Source organism: Serratia montpellierensis, assembly GCF_020858655.1.
In the GTDB taxonomy this organism is placed as follows: Bacteria; Pseudomonadota; Gammaproteobacteria; order Enterobacterales; family Enterobacteriaceae; genus Serratia; species Serratia montpellierensis.
Genome location: NZ_VOSN01000005.1, coordinates 946,895 through 964,032, shown reverse-complemented (window position 1 = coordinate 964,032; position 17,138 = coordinate 946,895). Strand labels below are relative to the sequence as shown.

13 protein-coding genes and 1 pseudogene are annotated in these 17,138 nt (G+C 60.2%); 9 read left to right on the top strand and 5 right to left on the bottom strand.

The genetic code is table 11. The features are described 5' to 3' along the window. The first annotated feature begins 11 nt into the window (after window positions 1-11). From FUU19_RS10030 to proY, 3 genes are all read left to right on the top strand, one after another. Window positions 12-974, top strand: a complete 963-nt coding sequence (locus FUU19_RS10030; protein WP_127146264.1) for a PstS family phosphate ABC transporter substrate-binding protein — start codon at window positions 12-14, stop codon at window positions 972-974. 487 nt (window positions 975-1,461) lie between these two features. After that, window positions 1,462-2,778 (top strand): branched-chain amino acid transport system II carrier protein, encoded by a 1,317-nt coding sequence (gene brnQ, locus FUU19_RS10025; protein ID WP_038873241.1) that lies wholly within the window; start codon window positions 1,462-1,464, stop codon window positions 2,776-2,778. Between the two features lie 73 nt (window positions 2,779-2,851). After that, the gene (gene proY / locus FUU19_RS10020) at window positions 2,852-4,258 is read left to right on the top strand and encodes a proline-specific permease ProY (protein WP_099817509.1); all 1,407 of its coding nucleotides are present in this window, start codon (window positions 2,852-2,854) and stop codon (window positions 4,256-4,258) included. 32 nt (window positions 4,259-4,290) lie between these two features. On the opposite strand, the gene FUU19_RS10015 is transcribed toward proY, so the two are convergent. Then, window positions 4,291-4,554, bottom strand: a complete 264-nt coding sequence (locus FUU19_RS10015) for a hypothetical protein (RefSeq protein ID WP_049209296.1) — start codon at window positions 4,552-4,554, stop codon at window positions 4,291-4,293. Between the two features lie 132 nt (window positions 4,555-4,686). Further along, window positions 4,687-5,943: a mechanosensitive ion channel family protein gene (locus tag FUU19_RS10010; RefSeq protein WP_230490064.1), complete on the bottom strand. Its 1,257-nt coding sequence runs from the start codon at window positions 5,941-5,943 to the stop codon at window positions 4,687-4,689. 246 nt (window positions 5,944-6,189) lie between these two features. Between FUU19_RS10010 and malZ the strand changes: the two genes are divergently transcribed. Continuing rightward, entirely contained in the window at window positions 6,190-8,013 is a 1,824-nt protein-coding gene (gene malZ / locus FUU19_RS10005) for a maltodextrin glucosidase (protein ID WP_230490065.1), read from the top strand. Window positions 8,014-8,066: 53 nt separating this feature from the next. Here malZ and ggt read toward each other — a convergent pair whose 3' ends face one another. The 3 genes from ggt to FUU19_RS09990 form a co-directional block, all read right to left on the bottom strand. Further along, a complete protein-coding gene (gene ggt / locus FUU19_RS10000; RefSeq protein WP_230490066.1) occupies window positions 8,067-9,830 on the bottom strand; it encodes a gamma-glutamyltransferase in 1,764 nt (587 codons plus the stop codon). 234 nt (window positions 9,831-10,064) lie between these two features. Then, window positions 10,065-10,667: a peroxiredoxin C gene (locus tag FUU19_RS09995; RefSeq protein ID WP_019454212.1), complete on the bottom strand. Its 603-nt coding sequence runs from the start codon at window positions 10,665-10,667 to the stop codon at window positions 10,065-10,067. A 229-nt stretch (window positions 10,668-10,896) separates the two neighbouring features. Further along, window positions 10,897-11,478: an ACP phosphodiesterase gene (locus FUU19_RS09990; protein ID WP_141970686.1), complete on the bottom strand. Its 582-nt coding sequence runs from the start codon at window positions 11,476-11,478 to the stop codon at window positions 10,897-10,899. A gap of 120 nt (window positions 11,479-11,598) precedes the next feature. Here FUU19_RS09990 and queA point away from each other — a divergent pair, with 120 nt between their 5' ends. The 5 genes and pseudogenes from queA (at window position 11,599) to secF (ending at window position 17,082) form a co-directional block, all read left to right on the top strand. Further along, window positions 11,599-12,669, top strand: coding sequence for a tRNA preQ1(34) S-adenosylmethionine ribosyltransferase-isomerase QueA (queA, locus tag FUU19_RS09985; RefSeq protein WP_016928878.1), 1,071 nt, complete (start codon window positions 11,599-11,601; stop codon window positions 12,667-12,669). A 72-nt stretch (window positions 12,670-12,741) separates the two neighbouring features. Next, complete coding sequence (gene tgt / locus FUU19_RS09980) at window positions 12,742-13,866, top strand: tRNA guanosine(34) transglycosylase Tgt (RefSeq protein WP_230507117.1); 1,125 nt, start codon at window positions 12,742-12,744, stop codon at window positions 13,864-13,866. Window positions 13,867-13,899: 33 nt separating this feature from the next. Then, window positions 13,900-14,231, top strand: a pseudogene (gene yajC / locus FUU19_RS09975) (preprotein translocase subunit YajC). Window positions 14,232-14,255: 24 nt separating this feature from the next. Next, entirely contained in the window at window positions 14,256-16,103 is a 1,848-nt protein-coding gene (secD, locus tag FUU19_RS09970) for a protein translocase subunit SecD (RefSeq protein WP_141970682.1), read from the top strand. A 10-nt stretch (window positions 16,104-16,113) separates the two neighbouring features. Next, on the top strand, window positions 16,114-17,082 hold the full coding sequence (secF, locus tag FUU19_RS09965; RefSeq protein ID WP_004940389.1) for a protein translocase subunit SecF: 969 nt from the start codon (window positions 16,114-16,116) through the stop codon (window positions 17,080-17,082). The last annotated feature ends 56 nt before the right edge of the window (window positions 17,083-17,138 follow it).

The following is a 17,138-nucleotide window of genomic DNA, read 5'->3' as shown; positions in this document are numbered from 1 at the left end:
GAGACACCGGTATGACCCGAATAACCCGAGGGCTGTTGCTTTGCCTGGCGCTGCTGGCCGGACGCGGCGCGCTGGCGCAGCCCGACGGCATGCTGGCGGGCAACCTGTCCAGCGTCGGTTCCGACACCCTGGCGAATCTGATGGCGCTGTGGGCGCAGGATTTCAGTCAGCATTATCCCAACGTTAACCTGCAGATCCAGGCCGCCGGCTCCTCTACCGCGCCGACCGCCTTGGCGGCGGGCGCCGCGCAGCTGGGCCCGATGAGCCGGCCGATGAAGGCGGCCGAGGTCTCGGCGTTCGAACATCGCTACGGCTATGCGCCGCTGGCGGTGCCGGTAGCGGTGGATGCGCTGGTGGTGTTGGTGCATCAGGACAATCCGCTGCGCGGCCTCAACCTGCAGCAGCTCGATCGCATTTTCTCAGCCACCCGGCGCTGCGGCGAAAGCAAGCCACTGACGCGCTGGGGCGAGCTGGGGCTGAGTGGCGACTGGGCGACGCGTTCGCTGCAGCGCTTCGGCCGCAACTCGGCGTCCGGCACCTACGGCTATTTCAAACTGCGTGCGCTGTGTGGCGGCGATTTTATGCCGCGCGTCAATGAGCTGCCCGGTTCGGCTTCGGTGGTGCAGGCGGTGGCCGGTTCACTCAACGGCATCGGCTACGCCAGCATCGGCTTTCGCGCCAGCGGCGTGCGGCTGCTGCCGTTGGCGGAGTCGGGAGAGGACTATGTTGCGCCTACCGCCGCCAACGTGCGCAACGATCGCTATCCGCTGTCGCGCTATCTCTATATCTACATCAACAAAGCCCCCAATCAACCGCTGGAGCCGCTGACCGCCGCGTTCCTCGATCGCGTGCTGTCGACCGCCGGACAGAGCCTGGTCAACCACGACGGCTACCTGCCTCTGCCGCCGGCCACCCTGCAGAAGACCCGCCAGGCGCTTGGGTTGCAACCGCTCGCGCCGGCCATGATGCAATAATCGACAAAAGGCGACGTAATTTTCGCCTTTTTTCACGGCCAAACGGAGCTCATGCCACGCGAAAATCGGACTTATATTGGCGTTTTCGCGCGGTAAAGTGATATATGCTTCACGTTTCGTGAATCAGTTGTTCAAAAATGATACAAATCATGTAGTGTATATTTATTGATAGCCAATATGATCGACTGGTGGCTAAAGTTTATATGGTCGATAGCTCTGCTTTTCGCCGTGCGCCTTGCCTTGAAGCGCTATAAACGTTTACCTTAGCCTTCGTTGTCGGATTAAACCTCCATTTTTATAACTCCTAAAATTTTGCCCATCTTCATGAGCGGCCACTTTCGAATAGGGACATAAACGCCGGATCCAGTGCGTTTAGGGTGCTTATTTGGCGCTGCAACGATCGGGCATGCCGGCAACCGGGTGGGGCGTTCACGCCACCACGCAATCGGACAATTTTTTTTCATTTGAACAGGCAACACGACATCGTATGAGTCATCGTTTAACGTCAAAAGATATCCTGGCACTGGGCTTTATGACCTTTGCCTTATTCGTCGGGGCCGGGAACATCATCTTCCCGCCGATGGTCGGCTTGCAGTCCGGTGAACACGTCTGGACCGCGGCGCTGGGCTTCCTGATCACCGCCGTCGGCCTGCCGGTCATCACCGTCATCGCGCTGGCGCGCGTCGGCGGCGGCATCGACGCCCTCAGCTCGCCGATCGGGCGCGGCGCCGGCCTGCTGCTGGCGACCGTCTGCTACCTGGCCGTCGGCCCGCTGTTCGCCACGCCGCGCACCGCCACCGTGTCCTTCGAAGTGGGTATCGCCCCGCTGACCGGCGACGGCGCCATGCCGCTGTTCATCTATAGCCTGGTGTATTTCGCGCTGGTGATCGGCATCTCCCTGTACCCGGGCCGCCTGCTCGACACCGTCGGCCATGTGCTGGCGCCGCTGAAGATCGTGGCATTGGCCGTACTGGGCATCGCCGCGCTGCTGTGGCCTGCCGGCGCGCCGATCCCGGCGACGGCGGCTTACCAGAGCGTGCCTTTCTCCTCCGGTTTCGTTAACGGCTATCTGACCATGGATACGCTGGGTGCGCTGGTATTCGGCATCGTTATCGTCAACGCGGCGCGTTCACGCGGCGTGAAAGACGCCGGTCTGTTGACCCGTTACACCATTCTGGCCGGTTTGATCGCCGGCGTGGGCCTGACACTGGTTTACCTGAGCCTGTTCAAGCTGGGCTCCGGCAGCGGCGCGCTGGTGCCTGACGCCACCAACGGCGCGGTGATCCTGCACGCTTACGTTCAGAACACCTTCGGCGGTTTGGGCAGCTTCTTCCTGGCGGCGCTGATTTTCATCGCCTGCATGGTGACCGCGGTCGGCCTGACCTGCGCCTGCGCCGAGTTCTTCGCGCAATATCTGCCGTTCTCGTACAAGACGCTGGTGTTTATCCTGGGCCTGTTCTCGATGGTGGTGTCTAACCTCGGCCTGAGTCACCTGATCCAGATCTCCATTCCGGTGCTGACCGCGATTTACCCGCCGTGCATCGTGCTGGTGGTGCTGAGCTTCACCCTGCGTTGGTGGCACAGCGCGCCGCGCATCATCGCGCCGGTGATGCTTGTCAGCCTGTTGTTTGGTATCCTTGACGCGGTGAAAGCCTCCAGCTTCCAGCAACTGCTGCCGGCCTGGACGACTCACCTGCCGCTGGCGGAGCAGGGGTTGGCATGGTTGCCGCCTTCGCTGCTGATGCTGGTGCTGGTCGCGATTTATGATCGGGTGTGCACGCGTTCCCAAGTGACCGCGCACTGATAATCCCCCGGCTTAATCCAGGGCCACGGACATGTCCGTGGCTTTTTTTCGTTTAAAACTATGGGTCATTTTCATGCAACAACAGTCACCCACCTCTGCCCCCGACAATAAGCTGAAACGCGGCCTCAGCACGCGTCATATCCGCTTTATGGCGTTGGGGTCAGCCATCGGCACCGGGTTGTTCTACGGCTCGGCGGATGCCATCAAAATGGCCGGCCCGAGCGTGCTGCTGGCTTACCTGATCGGCGGCATCGTGGCCTTTATCATCATGCGCGCCCTGGGGGAGATGTCGGTCAACAACCCGCAGGCCAGCTCATTTTCCCGCTATGCGCAGGACTACCTCGGCCCGATGGCGGGTTACATCACCGGTTGGACCTACTGCTTTGAAATCCTGATCGTCGCCATCGCCGACGTGACCGCTTTTGGCATCTATATGGGGGTCTGGTTCCCGGAAGTGCCGCACTGGATCTGGGTGCTGAGCGTGGTGTTGATCATCGGCGCCATCAACCTGATGAGCGTCAAGGTGTTCGGCGAGCTGGAGTTCTGGTTCTCGTTCTTCAAGGTCGCCACCATCATCATCATGATCGCGGCCGGTATCGGCATCATCATCTGGGGTATCGGCAACGGCGGGCAACCGACAGGCATTCATAACCTGTGGTCGAACGGCGGCTTCTTCAGCAACGGCTTTATCGGCATGATCCTGTCGCTGCAGTTGGTGATGTTCGCTTACGGCGGCATTGAAATCATCGGCATCACCGCCGGCGAAGCCAAAGATCCGAAAAAATCGATTCCCAAAGCCATCAACTCGGTGCCGTGGCGCATTCTGGTGTTCTACGTCGGCACGCTGTTCGTCATTATGTCTATCTACCCGTGGAACCAGGTGGGCACCAACGGCAGCCCGTTCGTGCTGACCTTCCAGCATATGGGTATCACCGTGGCGGCGGGCATTCTCAACTTCGTGGTGATTACCGCGTCGCTGTCGGCGATCAACAGCGACGTGTTCGGCGTCGGCCGCATGCTGCACGGCATGGCTGAGCAGGGCCACGCGCCGAAAATGTTCAGCAAGGTGTCGAAACGCGGTATTCCCTGGGTGACGGTGGTGGTGATGATGCTGGCGCTGCTGCTGGCGGTATACCTCAACTACATCATGCCGGAGAGTGTGTTCCTGGTGATTGCGTCCCTGGCGACCTTCGCCACCGTGTGGGTGTGGATCATGATCCTGTTCTCCCAAATCGCCTTCCGCCGCAGCCTGAGCAAAGAGCAGGTGAAGCAGCTGGCGTTCCCGCTGCGCGGCGGGGTATTCACTTCGGTGGTGGCGATCGTGTTCCTGGTGTTCATCATCGGCCTGATCGGCTACTTCCCGACCACGCGCGTCTCGCTGTACGCCGGCCTGGTCTGGGTGGTATTGCTGCTGGCGGGATACTGGTTCAAGGTCAACCATCAGAAAAAACGCGCGCCGCTGGCGACGCAGCAAGACTAAATGGAAAAACACCGGCTGAGGCCGGTGTTTTTTTAGCGTTGGTCTTCCACTTCATCCTCCCCGGCGGCGCGCGCTTCGATACGCATGTCGCCGCCGTTAAGGCGTTCTTCCTCCTCCTCGCCGGCGCAGCGCGCCAGCACTTCGCGAATGTCCTGCATATTGCTGCTGAGCGCGCTCAGCGAAGGTTGCAGATTACGGGGCATGCGGCTTTCGTCCAGCGACGCGCTGTGCAGGCAGCCGATAAACAGCAGGGTGGCCATCAGGGTAAACAACCGGTGACGTAACCGTTTCAGCAAGGGCTTTCCCTCTCGGTGGTGAAGGTGATGGCGCATTAACGCCGTTTTCGCCGGGGAAAAGAAGGGGGTGGAGATATCTGCTGGCAATTGAAAGAACATCATTACCAGCAGACACAATTACGTCAGCCGACGTCAGGAAGCGTTCGCGCTTTGTTGCAGCATGCCGCGCAGGTCATTGCCGGTCGGTGTCTGATGCACGCGCAGGCCGAACTCGTCGATCACCGCCAGGATATGGTCGAAAATATCCGCCTGAATGCTTTCATACTCCGCCCAGACCGTGGTGTTGGTGAAGGCGTAGATTTCCAGCGGCAGGCCTTCCGGCGTCGGCGCCAGCTGGCGCACCATCAGGGTCATGTTCTGGTGAATGCGCGGGTGAGCGCGCAGATAGGCTTCCAGATAGGCGCGCAGCGTGCCGAGGTTGGTCAGGCGGCGGCCGTTGAGCGGCGAGGCCAGATCGACGGCGATCTCCTGGTTGTGCTGGCTCAGCTCCTGGGTCTTGACGTTCAGGTAGCTGTGCAGCAGCGGGTTGCGCTGCAGGCTGCACTGTTCCTCTTCCGACAGGAAGTGCACGCTGCCGGTGTCGATATTCAGGCTGCGCTTGATGCGGCGCCCGCCGGATTCCGACATCGACCGCCAGTTTTTGAACGAGTCGGAGATCAGTGCGTAGGTGGGAATTGTGGTGACGGTGTTGTCCCAGTTACGCACTTTGACCGTGGTCAGGCCGATGTCGGTGACCGCGCCGTCGGCGCCGTATTTCGGCATTTCCAGCCAGTCGCCGATCTTCAGCATATCGTTGGCGGAGAGCTGAATGCCGGCCACCAGCCCGAGGATCGGATCCTTGAACACCAACATCAAGACCGCGGTCATGGCACCCAGGCCGCTGAGCAGCAGCAGCGGCGATTTGCCCATCAGCAGCGAGACGATCATGATGCCGATCAGGATCGCCGCCACCAGTTTCAGGCCCTGGAAAATGCCGCGCAGCGGCAGCTGATTGGAGATCGGGCTTTGGCGCAGCAGCGCCAGCAGCGTATCCAGCAACGAGAACAGCGACAGCAGGGTGAAGGCGAGGATCCACACCTGCGCGGCGGTAACGATCACCGCCTGGGTCTGGCTGCCGCTCTGCAGCCACAGCGTCGCCTGGATGCTGATGATCACCCCTTGCAGCAGCAGCGCCACGCGCTGGAACAGTTTGTATTGGGTGATAGCCTGTTGCCAGACGCGCTGCGATTGCTGGCCTCGGCGCTGAAGGGCAGCCAGCACTACCCGGTGCAGCACCAGGTGGATCACCACCGAGATCAGAACAATCAACCCCAATACCATCAACAGCGACATCACTCCGCCGAATTCCAACCCAAATTGTTCCAGCCAGCGCGTTATCTGTTGTTGCATTACCGCTCCTTAAAAAATGCGCAAAAAATATCCTGTAAGCTCAAAACGCGTTAGCCTAAGGGTTAACGTGCAGGATTTGTGCCTGTTTACCTTTTTTTACATCGAGTTAGCGTTATTTTTCGGTCTCCGCCCCCCGGCTCATCCCCGGGTTTTGCGGTCAGAGAGGAGGGGGAGTTGCACTTAACGTGGCATTGTTCGCTTCTTGAAGAACGCCGTCGATTTCGTTTGGTACAGCAGGAGAACAGTATGCTTAACGCCTGGCATCAACCGGTCCCGCCTTTTGTGGTGAAGCAAGGGCAACGTTTGGATATCACGCTGTGGTTACAAGGGGATGAACTGCCAGAACGGGTGTTTTTGCGCGCCGAACCGGACAACGAAGAGTGGCTGCTGGTGATGAAAGCGCAGCGCCACGAGGGGATGCGGCGCTACCAGGCCAGCCTGACGCTGAATGAGGGCGAGCCGACGCGGCGTTACTGCTTCAAGCTGCTGTGGGCCGATCGCCAGCAGTGGTTCGGCCCGCAGGGCTGGTCGCCAACGCCGCCGGGCCAGCTGGCGCAGTTCGCCGTCGACGAGCCCGACAACGGCCCCGAATGGGTGGCGGATCAGCTGTTCTATCAAATTTTCCCCGATCGCTTCGCCAGCAGCGGCGGCGAGCACGGCATCCAAAGCGGCAGTTACCGCCATCACGCGGCCGGTGCCGAGGTGATTCGGCGCGACTGGCAGCATCCGCTGGAGGATCGCCACGCCGCCTCGACCTTTTACGGCGGCGATCTGGACGGCATCAGCGCCAAACTGCCGTATTTGCAGCAGCTGGGCGTGACGGCGCTGTACCTGAACCCGATTTTTACCGCGCCGAGCGTGCATAAGTACGATACCGAGGACTATTATCAGGTCGATCCGCACTTCGGCGGCAACGCGGCGCTGCAGCGTTTGCGAGTGAGCACTCACAAGGTGGGCATGAAACTGGTGCTGGACGGGGTCTTCAACCACACCGGCGACTCGCATCCGTGGTTCGACCGCCATCGTCAGGGCGAAAACGGCGCCTGTCATCATCCCGATTCGCCGTATCGCGGCTGGTTCAACTTTTACCCGGACGGCCGCGCGCTCGACTGGAAGGGCAACGCCAGCCTGCCGAAGCTCAACTTCGCCGAGCCGCAGGTGGCGGAAGCGATTTATCAGGGGGAAGGCAGCGTGGTGCGCCACTGGCTGCGCCCGCCGTACAGCATCGACGGTTGGCGGCTGGACGTGGTGCACATGCTGGGGGAGAACGGCGGCGCCGCCGGCAATTTGCGTCACCTGGCAGGCATCTATCAGGCGGTGAAGCAGGAGAACCCGCAGGCCTACGTCTTGGGCGAGCACTTCGGCGACGCGCGCCGCTGGCTGCACGCCGGCGTGGAGGATGCGGCGATGAACTACATGGGCTTCGCGCTGCCGGTGCGGGCGTTCTTGGCGGGGCTGGACGTGGCCTATCATCCGGTGCGGCTGGACGCCGCCGGGTGCGCGCAGTGGATGGACGGCTACCGCGCCGGGCTGCCGCACGGCCGCCAGCTGATCCAGTTCAACCAGTTGGACAGCCACGATACCGCGCGTTTCCTCACGCTGTTGCAGGGGAACGCGGCGCGCATGCAGATGGCGGCGGTGTGGTTGCTGAGCTGGATCGGTGTGCCTTGCCTCTATTACGGCGATGAGATTGGTCTGGACGGCGGCAACGATCCGTTCTGCCGCAAGCCGTTCCCGTGGGACGTCGGCGACTGGGACCGGCCGCTGTTGGCGCTGTTCCAGCGTATGGCGGCGCTGCGTAAACAGAGCGTGGCATTGCGCCGCGGCGGCTGTCAGGTGCTGTATGCCAGCGGAGAAACGCTGGTGTTCGTGCGTCTGTATCAGCAGGAACAGGTGCTGGTGGCGCTGCAGCGCGACGGCAGCGGTCAGGCGCAGCTGCCGCACAACCCGCTGTTGGCGCGCGGCCCGTGGCGGCGTGTGGAAGGGCGGGGAGAGTTGAGCGAAACGGCGGGCGGGCTGCGCCTGCAGCTGGCGGAAGAGTCGGCCACCGTGTGGCGGTATGAAGGCTAAAGCAACTGCGGGGGCCGTAAGGCCCCCGCGATAAAGGTGAGTAGGCGTTTACATCAGTAACCGACCGCGGAGCCTGCCGGACGACGCACGTCGTTAGCGCCGTACAGGTAGCCTTCACGCACCTTACCGGAAACCGCCGAATCGTTGCCGGAGTTGGCCGGGCCGACGCCCGCCGCGCCCGGCAAGCCGACCAGAATCAGTTCGGCGGCGCCCCACGGCGTTTGCTCGACCATCTTATAACTCATGCCGCTCAGCAGCTTTAGCGTATCGGCGGAAACGCCGCGCTGTTCGTAGTACACCTCATCCGGCAACCATTGGTGATGGATGCGCGGCGCGTCTACCGCTTCCTGCGGCGCCATACCGTGGTCGATCACGTTCAACGCGGTCTGCAGGGTGATGGTGATGATGCGTGAGCCGCCCGGCGAACCCAGCACCATAAAGATTTTGTTGTCCTTGGTCACCAGCGTCGGGCTCATCGACGATAGTGGGCGCTTACCGGGGGCAATGCTGTTGGCGGTGCCCTGCACCAGCCCGTACAGGTTTTTCTCGCCCACTTTCACCGTGAAGTCGTCCATCTCGTCGTTGAGGAAGAAGCCGGTGCCCGGTGCGATCACCACGGCGCCGAAGCGGCCGTTGACGGTATAGGTGGTGGAGACCGCGTTGCCGTCGTGGTCGACGATCGAATAATGGGTGGTTTCCGGCTTCTCATGCGGTTCCATGCCGGGCTGCACGTTTTCCGACGGCGTGGCCTTGTCCGCGACGATTTTCTTGCGGATCTGCTCGGCGTAGCTCTTGCTCACCAGCCGGTCGATCGGGTTCTTGATGAATTCCGGGTCGCCGAGGTAGGTGTTGCGGTCCATGTAGGCATGGCGCATCGCTTCGGTCATGGTGTGAATGGCCGCCGCCGAGTTGAAGCCCATGCTTTTCAGGTCATAGCCTTCCACCACGTTGAGGATTTCGCACAGCGTCACGCCACCGGAGCTGGGAGGCGGCGCCGACACGAATTTGTAGCCGCGATAGCTGCAGGTGATCGGCGGGGTTTCGGTGACTTTATAGTTGGCGAAGTCGGCAGCGGTCAAAATGCCGCCGCCCTGTTTGGCCGCTGCCTCCACCGCCTGTGGGATCTTGCCTTTATAGAAGGCGTCGGTTCCCCCTTTGGCGATGGCTTCCAGCGTGTTGGCCAGATCGGTTTGCACCAGTTTGTCCCCCGGCTGCAGCGGGCTGCCGTCCGGGCGCAGGAAGATTTTGGCCGACTCGGGATCCTGTTTGAAGCGTGCGATGGTGGTGTCGAGAATATCGGTGTCGGCGCGGGTCAGCACAAAGCCTTCGCGCGCCAGCCTGATCGCCGGCGCCAGCACCTGTTCACGGCTCAGTTTGCCGTACTTCTCACGCGCGGTTTCCATCCCCAGCACGGTGCCCGGCACGCCCGCCGCCAAATAGCCGTACAGGCTGGCGTCTTTCTTCACCTTGCCGTCGGCATCCAGATACATGTTGGCGCTGGCCGCCGCCGGCGCGGTTTCGCGGAAGTTGATGAAGGTGTCGGTGCCGTCCGCCAGGTGGACGGTCATAAAGCCGCCGCCGCCGATGTTGCCGCAGCAGGGGTTAACCACCGCCTGCGCGTAACCGACCGCCACGGCGGCGTCGATGGCGTTGCCGCCCATCTTCAGGATATCCACCCCGACCTGCGAAGCCAGATGCTGAGAGGTGACCACCATGCCGTTTTTGGCTTCCACCGCCGGGTTGGACGCCGCATACAGGCTGCCGCTGACCAGCAGCGCCGCCATGGTCAGGGGTTTGCTCCATTTCTGTAAAAACATAGTTATTCCTACCCTGTCAGTTTTTTATTGTGTTGTGTTTGCTTGCCGCTGTTCACTTGCAAAGCGCGAGCCAGCGTTATTGATAGTAGCCGCAGATGGGCATTCGCGCGGCGAGCAGGGCGGGAAATGTGAGCGGAAACAGGGAAATAAAGCACTGAAGGTGGGCGGTCTGCCCCAAAAAGGAGCATAAAAAAACCGGCCGCGTGGGCCGGTTGATTCACTATCAGGCTGAAATTACAGCTTGGCAGCGTTTTCAGACAGGTATTTTGCCACGCCGTCTGGGGAAGCGCCCATACCTGCTTTGCCTTTTTCCCACTGAGCCGGGCACACTTCACCGTGCTCTTCGTGGAATTGCAGCGCGTCAACGGTACGGATCATTTCGTCGATGTTACGGCCGATTGGCAGGTCGTTAACAACCTGAGCACGCACGATGCCGTCTTTGTCGATCAGGAAGGAGCCGCGCAGCGCAACGCCGGCTTCCGGGTGTTCGATGCCGTAAGCTTTCTGGATTTCACGCTTGATGTCAGCAACCATTGCGTATTTCACTTCACCGATGCCGCCTTTGTCGACAGGGGTTTTACGCCATGCGTTGTGAACGAATTCTGAGTCGAAGGAAACGCCAACCACTTCAACGCCACGCTTCTGGAACTCTTCATAGCGGTGATCGAAAGCGATCAGCTCGGAAGGGCATACGAAGGTGAAGTCCATTGGCCAGAAGAACAGCACGGCCGGTTTGCCGTTCAGGTGCTTCTTCAGGTTGAAGTTTTCAACGATTTCGCCGCTACCCAGTACGGCAGCTGCAGTGAAGTCAGGGGCTTGACGAGTTACCAGGACCATAATTACTCCTGTAATAGGTGTTAAAGGGTGGATGTAAAAACAAGGGCCAGTATAGGGGCCGCGACTTGGCGAATAAAGGGCAAAAGACCAATCGATGAGATAGCTTTTACCTATTAAATTCATTAATTAAATTTGACAGGCTTTAAAAATAACCTTTTCCCACAAAAGGGCAAGCGGCAAAACGTAAATTCTTGCAAGGCGCTGCAATTTCAAACGCTTGGGCTTGACCTCAGAGCGTTTTGTCCTTCGCCTGCCGCATCATTTGCGGGTAAAACTGCCAGAATTGTGTTTCAAGCTGATGATAATGTTGCTCGACGTCGGCGAACGAGCCGGCCAGCGCATCGAGGCGCGGACGGCGGCTGGCCATGCCCTGCAGCACCCGGGCGATGAACGGCAATTCGGCGTAGCGTTCCAGCCAGCGTTCCGGCCACAGATAGCCGTTCAGGTTCTGAAAACGCGGCGGCGTGAGTGGCAGGTAAGGTTCGATCTGGCTGCGGGCTTCCTGGGTAAACTGGTGCAGGTCGCGTGAAGGTTCCAACTGCTGCCAGTGGCGCGCCAGAAAATGGTCCCACACCACGTCGAGGGTAATTGGCGCCACGCGGCGGTAGGGGGCGCTGAAGTAGTCGCGGCAGGCTTTCACCTGCGGCAGGCTGTCGGTCAGCACGTCGACGCGGCGGTGCATCATGATGCCGGCCACCACGTCGGGCTGGTAGTCGGCGGCGGGGTTGCCGCGCACGAAATCGGCCAGCAGGTTGCCCAGCAGCGAGCTGTCCGCCAACATGGCCAAATGAAGATGAGCGAGAAAATTCATCCCTCAACTATACCCGAAGTCAGGCAAATCCTCCTTATTTCTTGCCGCTGACCGCCCCCGGCTTTAGACTAGGCCGCCTGTTTTTTACCAACCAGCCCTAAATTGAAGAAGTGAATACCCATGCGCGTCGCTGATTTTTCGTTTGAACTTCCCGAATCCCTGATTGCCCACTACCCCCAGGCCGAACGCAGCGCATGCCGTCTGCTGCAGCTGGACGGGCCGAGCGGGGCGCTGACGCACGGCGTATTCACCGATCTGCTGGACAAGCTGGAAGCCGGCGACCTGCTGGTGTTCAACAATACCCGCGTGATCCCGGCGCGCATGTTCGGCCGCAAGGTCAGCGGCGGCAAGATAGAAGTGCTGGTGGAGCGCGTGCTGGACGACCATCGCGTGCTGGCGCACGTGCGTGCGTCGAAAGCGCCTAAGCCGGGCGCCGAGCTGCTGTTGGGAGATGACGAGAGCATCGCCGCCACCATGGTGGCGCGCCACGAGACGCTGTTCGAACTGCGCTTCAACGACGAACGCGACGTATTCACCATTCTTAACGCAGCCGGCCACATGCCGCTGCCGCCTTATATCGCCCGCCCGGATGAAGACGCCGACCGCGAGCTGTATCAGACGGTCTACAGCGAGAAACCGGGGGCGGTCGCCGCGCCGACCGCCGGCCTGCACTTCGACGAACCCTTGCTGGCGGCGCTGCGCGCCAAGGGCGTGGAAATGGCGTTCGTGACGCTGCACGTCGGCGCCGGCACCTTCCAGCCGGTGCGCGTGGAAACCATCGAAGATCACGTGATGCACGCCGAATACGCCGAAGTGCCGCAGGACGTGGTCGATGCCGTGCTGGCCTGCAAGGCGCGCGGCAAACGCGTCGTGGCGGTTGGCACCACCTCGGTGCGCTCGCTGGAAAGCGCCGCGGCGGCCAGCAAAGAGGCGCTGATTGCGCCGTTCTTCGGCGATACCAGCATCTTTATCTATCCAGGTTATCACTACCAGGTGATCGACGCGCTGGTGACCAATTTCCACCTGCCGGAATCGACCCTGATCATGCTGGTATCGGCCTTCGCCGGCTATAAAAATACCATGAACGCCTATCAGCAGGCGGTGGCCGAGCAGTATCGCTTTTTCAGCTACGGCGATGCGATGTTCATCAGCCGTAACCCGCAGGCGGAAAACGAGTCCGTCGGCGGCTAATTTCCCGGGCTGTGCCCACGGCGCGGCCCCGTTTCAACGACATCAGACTGTTTCTCTGATGCTGGAGGCTTTGTGAAGTACGAATTAGACACTACCGATGGCCGCGCGCGTCGCGGCCGCCTGATCTTCGACCGCGGCGTGGTGGAAACCCCGGCCTTTATGCCGGTCGGTACCTATGGCACGGTCAAGGGCATGACGCCGGAAGAAGTGAAAGAGACCGGCGCGCAGATCCTGCTGGGCAACACCTTCCACCTGTGGCTGCGCCCGGGCCAGGAGATCATGAAACTGCACGGCGATCTGCACGACTTCATGCAGTGGCCGGGCCCGATCCTCACCGACTCCGGCGGTTTCCAGGTATTCAGCCTGGGGGCGATGCGCAAGATCAAAGAGGAAGGCGTGTACTTCCGCAACCCGATCAACGGCGACAAGGTGTTCCTGAGCCCGGAAAAATCGATGGAAATCCAGTATGACCTGGGTTCCGACATCGTGATGATCTTCGACGAATGCACGCCGTACCCGGCCGACTGGGACTACGCCAAGCGTTCGATGGAAATGTCGCTGCGTTGGGCGGAGCGCAGCCGCAAGCGTTTCGACGAGCTGGAAAATAAAAATGCGCTGTTCGGCATCATTCAGGGCGGTGTTTACGAAGATTTACGTGATGTTTCCGTCAAAGGGCTGGTGGATATCGGCTTTGACGGGTACGCTGTGGGCGGCTTGGCTGTAGGCGAGCCGAAAGAGGATATGCATCGCATTCTTGAACACGTTTGCCCGCAAATTCCGGAAGATAAGCCACGCTATTTGATGGGCGTCGGCAAGCCGGAAGATTTGGTGGAAGGCGGGCGTCGCGGCATCGACATGTTCGACTGCGTCATGCCGACCCGCAACGCCCGCAACGGCCATTTGTTCGTGACTGACGGTGTGGTAAAAATCCGTAATGCCAAGCACAAGGATGATACGTCTCCGCTGGATAAGGACTGTGATTGCTACACGTGTCGCCATTACAGCCGCGCCTACTTGCACCATCTCGACCGTTGCAACGAAATATTGGGTGCTCGACTGAACACGATTCATAACCTGCGTCACTACCAGCGCCTCATGGCGGGTTTACGCCAGGCTATCGAAGAGGGTAAATTAGAGCAGTTTGTTGCGGATTTCTATGGTCGGATCGGCAAGCCGATTCCGCCTTTAAACGCTTGATCTAATAATTGATAACTTAATGAGGGAATTTCAATGAGCTTTTTCATTTCTGAGCCGTCGCATCCGCAGGGGCTCCGGCTCAGGGAAGCCCGTACTCTCTGATCATTATGCTGGTGGTGTTCGGCCTGATCTTCTACTTCATGATCCTGCGCCCACAGCAGAAACGCGCGAAAGATCACAAGAAGCTGATGGACTCCATCGGTAAAGGCGACGAAGTGCTGACCACTGGCGGCTTGATCGGTCGCGTGACCAAAGTGGCCGACACCGGCATCATCGCCATCGCGCTGAACGACACCACGGAAGTGATGATCAAGCGTGACTTCGTGGCGGCCGTTCTGCCGAAAGGTACCATGAAGGCCCTGTAATCTTTTTTCCCGAAGGGAATTGCCGTGCTAAACCGTTATCCTTTGTGGAAGTATCTGATGTTGATCGTCGTGATCCTCGTCGGTCTGCTTTATGCGCTTCCCAACATCTACGGTGAGGATCCGGCCGTACAAATCACTGGCGCGCGCGGTGTCGCCGCCAGTGAAACTACGCTGGACCAGGTCCGTACCGTATTAGAAAAAGACAACATTGCGAGCAAGTCGATTGCGCTGGAAAATGGCGCTATCCTGGCTCGCTTTAAAGATCCTGACGTTCAGCTGCGCGCCCGCGAAGCGCTGGTGACCGAGCTGGGTGACAAATTCGTCGTGGCGCTGAACCTGGCGCCGGCCACGCCGACCTGGCTGGCCATGCTGGGCGCAGAACCGATGAAACTCGGCCTGGACCTGCGCGGCGGCGTGCACTTCCTGATGGAAGTGGACATGGACACCGCGTTGAGCAAGCTGCAGGAACAGACCATGGATACCCTGCGCAGCGAGCTGCGCGAGAAGGGCATTCCTTACGCGTCTCTCCGCAAGCTGGACAACAACGGCGTGGAAGTTCGCTTCCGTGACGATGCGGCTCGCGACCAGGCCATCAGCTACATCGGCCCGCGTCAGCGCGATCTGGTGCTGTCCGCCAACGGCGCCAACACCATGAAAGCCAACCTGACGGACGCCCGTCTGAGCGAAGCGCGCGAATACGCCGTCCAGCAGAACATCACTATCCTGCGTAACCGCGTCAACCAGCTCGGCGTCGCCGAACCGCTGGTGCAGCGCCAGGGCGCCGACCGCATCGTGGTCGAGCTGCCGGGCATTCAGGACACCGCGCGCGCCAAAGAAATTCTGGGCGCCACCGCGACCCTCGAATTCCGTCTGGTGAACACCAATGCGGACGCCACTGCGGCGGCCAACGGCCGCGTGCCGGGCGATTCCGAGGTGAAATACACCCGTGACGGCCAGCCGATCGTGCTGTACAAGCGCGTGATCCTGACCGGTGACCACATCACCGACTCCACCTCGAGCACCGACGAATACAACCAGCCGCAGGTTAACATCTCGCTGGACAGCGCCGGCGGCACGTCCATGTCCAACTTCACCAAGGACAACATCGGCAAGCCGATGGCGACCCTGTTCGTGGAGTATAAGGACAGCGGCAAGAAAGACGCCAACGGCCGTGCGGTGCTGGTGAAACAGGAAGAAGTGATCAACGTGGCGAACATTCAGTCACGTCTGGGCAACAGCTTTCGCATCACCGGTATCGGCAACCCGAACGAAGCGCGTCAGCTTTCGCTGCTGCTGCGTGCGGGTGCGCTGATCGCGCCGATTCAGATCGTTGAAGAGCGCACCATCGGTCCAACCCTGGGTCAGCAGAACATCACCCAAGGTCTGGAAGCCTGTCTGTGGGGCCTGGTGGCGTCCATCGTCTTCATGGTGGTCTGGTACCGTAAGTTCGGCGTGATCGCCACCACGGCGCTGGTCGCCAACCTGGTGCTAATCGTCGGCGTGATGTCCCTGTTACCGGGGGCGACGCTGACCATGCCGGGTATTGCCGGGATCGTGTTGACGCTGGCGGTGGCGGTTGACGCCAACGTACTGATTAACGAACGTATCAAGGAAGAGCTGAAGAACGGCAGGTCCGTTCAGCAGGCGATCCATGAGGGCTATAAAGGCGCGTTCTCCAGTATCGTCGACGCCAACATCACCACCCTGATCACCGCGGTCATCCTGTACGCAGTCGGCACCGGTTCGATCAAGGGCTTTGCGATCACCACCGCTATCGGTGTGGCGACGTCCATGTTCACCGCGATTGTCGGTACCCGTGCCATCGTCAACCTGCTTTACGGCGGCAAACGCATTAACAAGCTGTCTATCTGAGGAGTGCGTTGTGGCACAGGATTATACTGTTGAGCAACTCAACTACGGCCGTAAAGTCTACGACTTTATGCGCTGGGACTATTTGGCCTTCGGCATCTCGTTGCTGCTGTTGGTCGCGTCGATTGTCACCATGTCGGTGCGCGGGTTTAACTGGGGTCTGGATTTCACCGGCGGTACGGTGATTGAAATCAACCTGGAGAAGCCGGCTAACCTCGATCTGATGCGCGATACGCTGGAGAAGGCCGGATTCCAGGATCCGATTATCCAGAACTTCGGCAGCAGCCGCGACGTGATGGTGCGCATGCCACCGGCGACCGGCACCGCAGGCCAGGAACTGGGCAACAAGGTGATCGGCGTGATCAACGACTCGGTGGATAAAAACGCCACCGTGAAGCGCATCGAGTTCGTCGGCCCGAGCGTGGGCAGCGAGCTGGCACAAACCGGCGGCATGGCGCTGCTGGTGGCGTTGATCTGTATCCTGATCTACGTCGGTTTCCGCTTCGAATGGCGCCTGGCGCTGGGGGCGGTTATCGCGCTGGCGCACGACGTGATCATCACGCTGGGCGTGCTGTCGCTGTTCCACATCGAGATTGACCTGACCATCGTCGCGTCCCTGATGTCGGTTATCGGTTACTCGCTGAACGACAGTATCGTGGTATCCGACCGTATTCGTGAGAACTTCCGCAAGATCCGCCGCGGCACGCCTTACGAGATCATGAACGTGTCGTTGACTCAGACGCTGAGCCGTACGCTGATGACTTCCGGTACTACCCTGATGGTGGTGCTGATGCTGTACATCTTCGGTGGCGCGATGCTGCAAGGCTTCTCGCTGGCGATGTTGATCGGCGTGTCGATCGGTACCGTTTCCTCCATCTACGTCGCGTCCGCGCTGGCGTTGAAGCTGGGGATGAAACGCGAGCACATGCTGCAGCAAAAAGTGGAAAAAGAGGGCGCGGATCAGCCTTCGATTCTGCCTTAACCGCCGCAGTATTCAGCGAAATGAGAAGGAGCGCCGATGGCGCTCCTTTTTTTTGC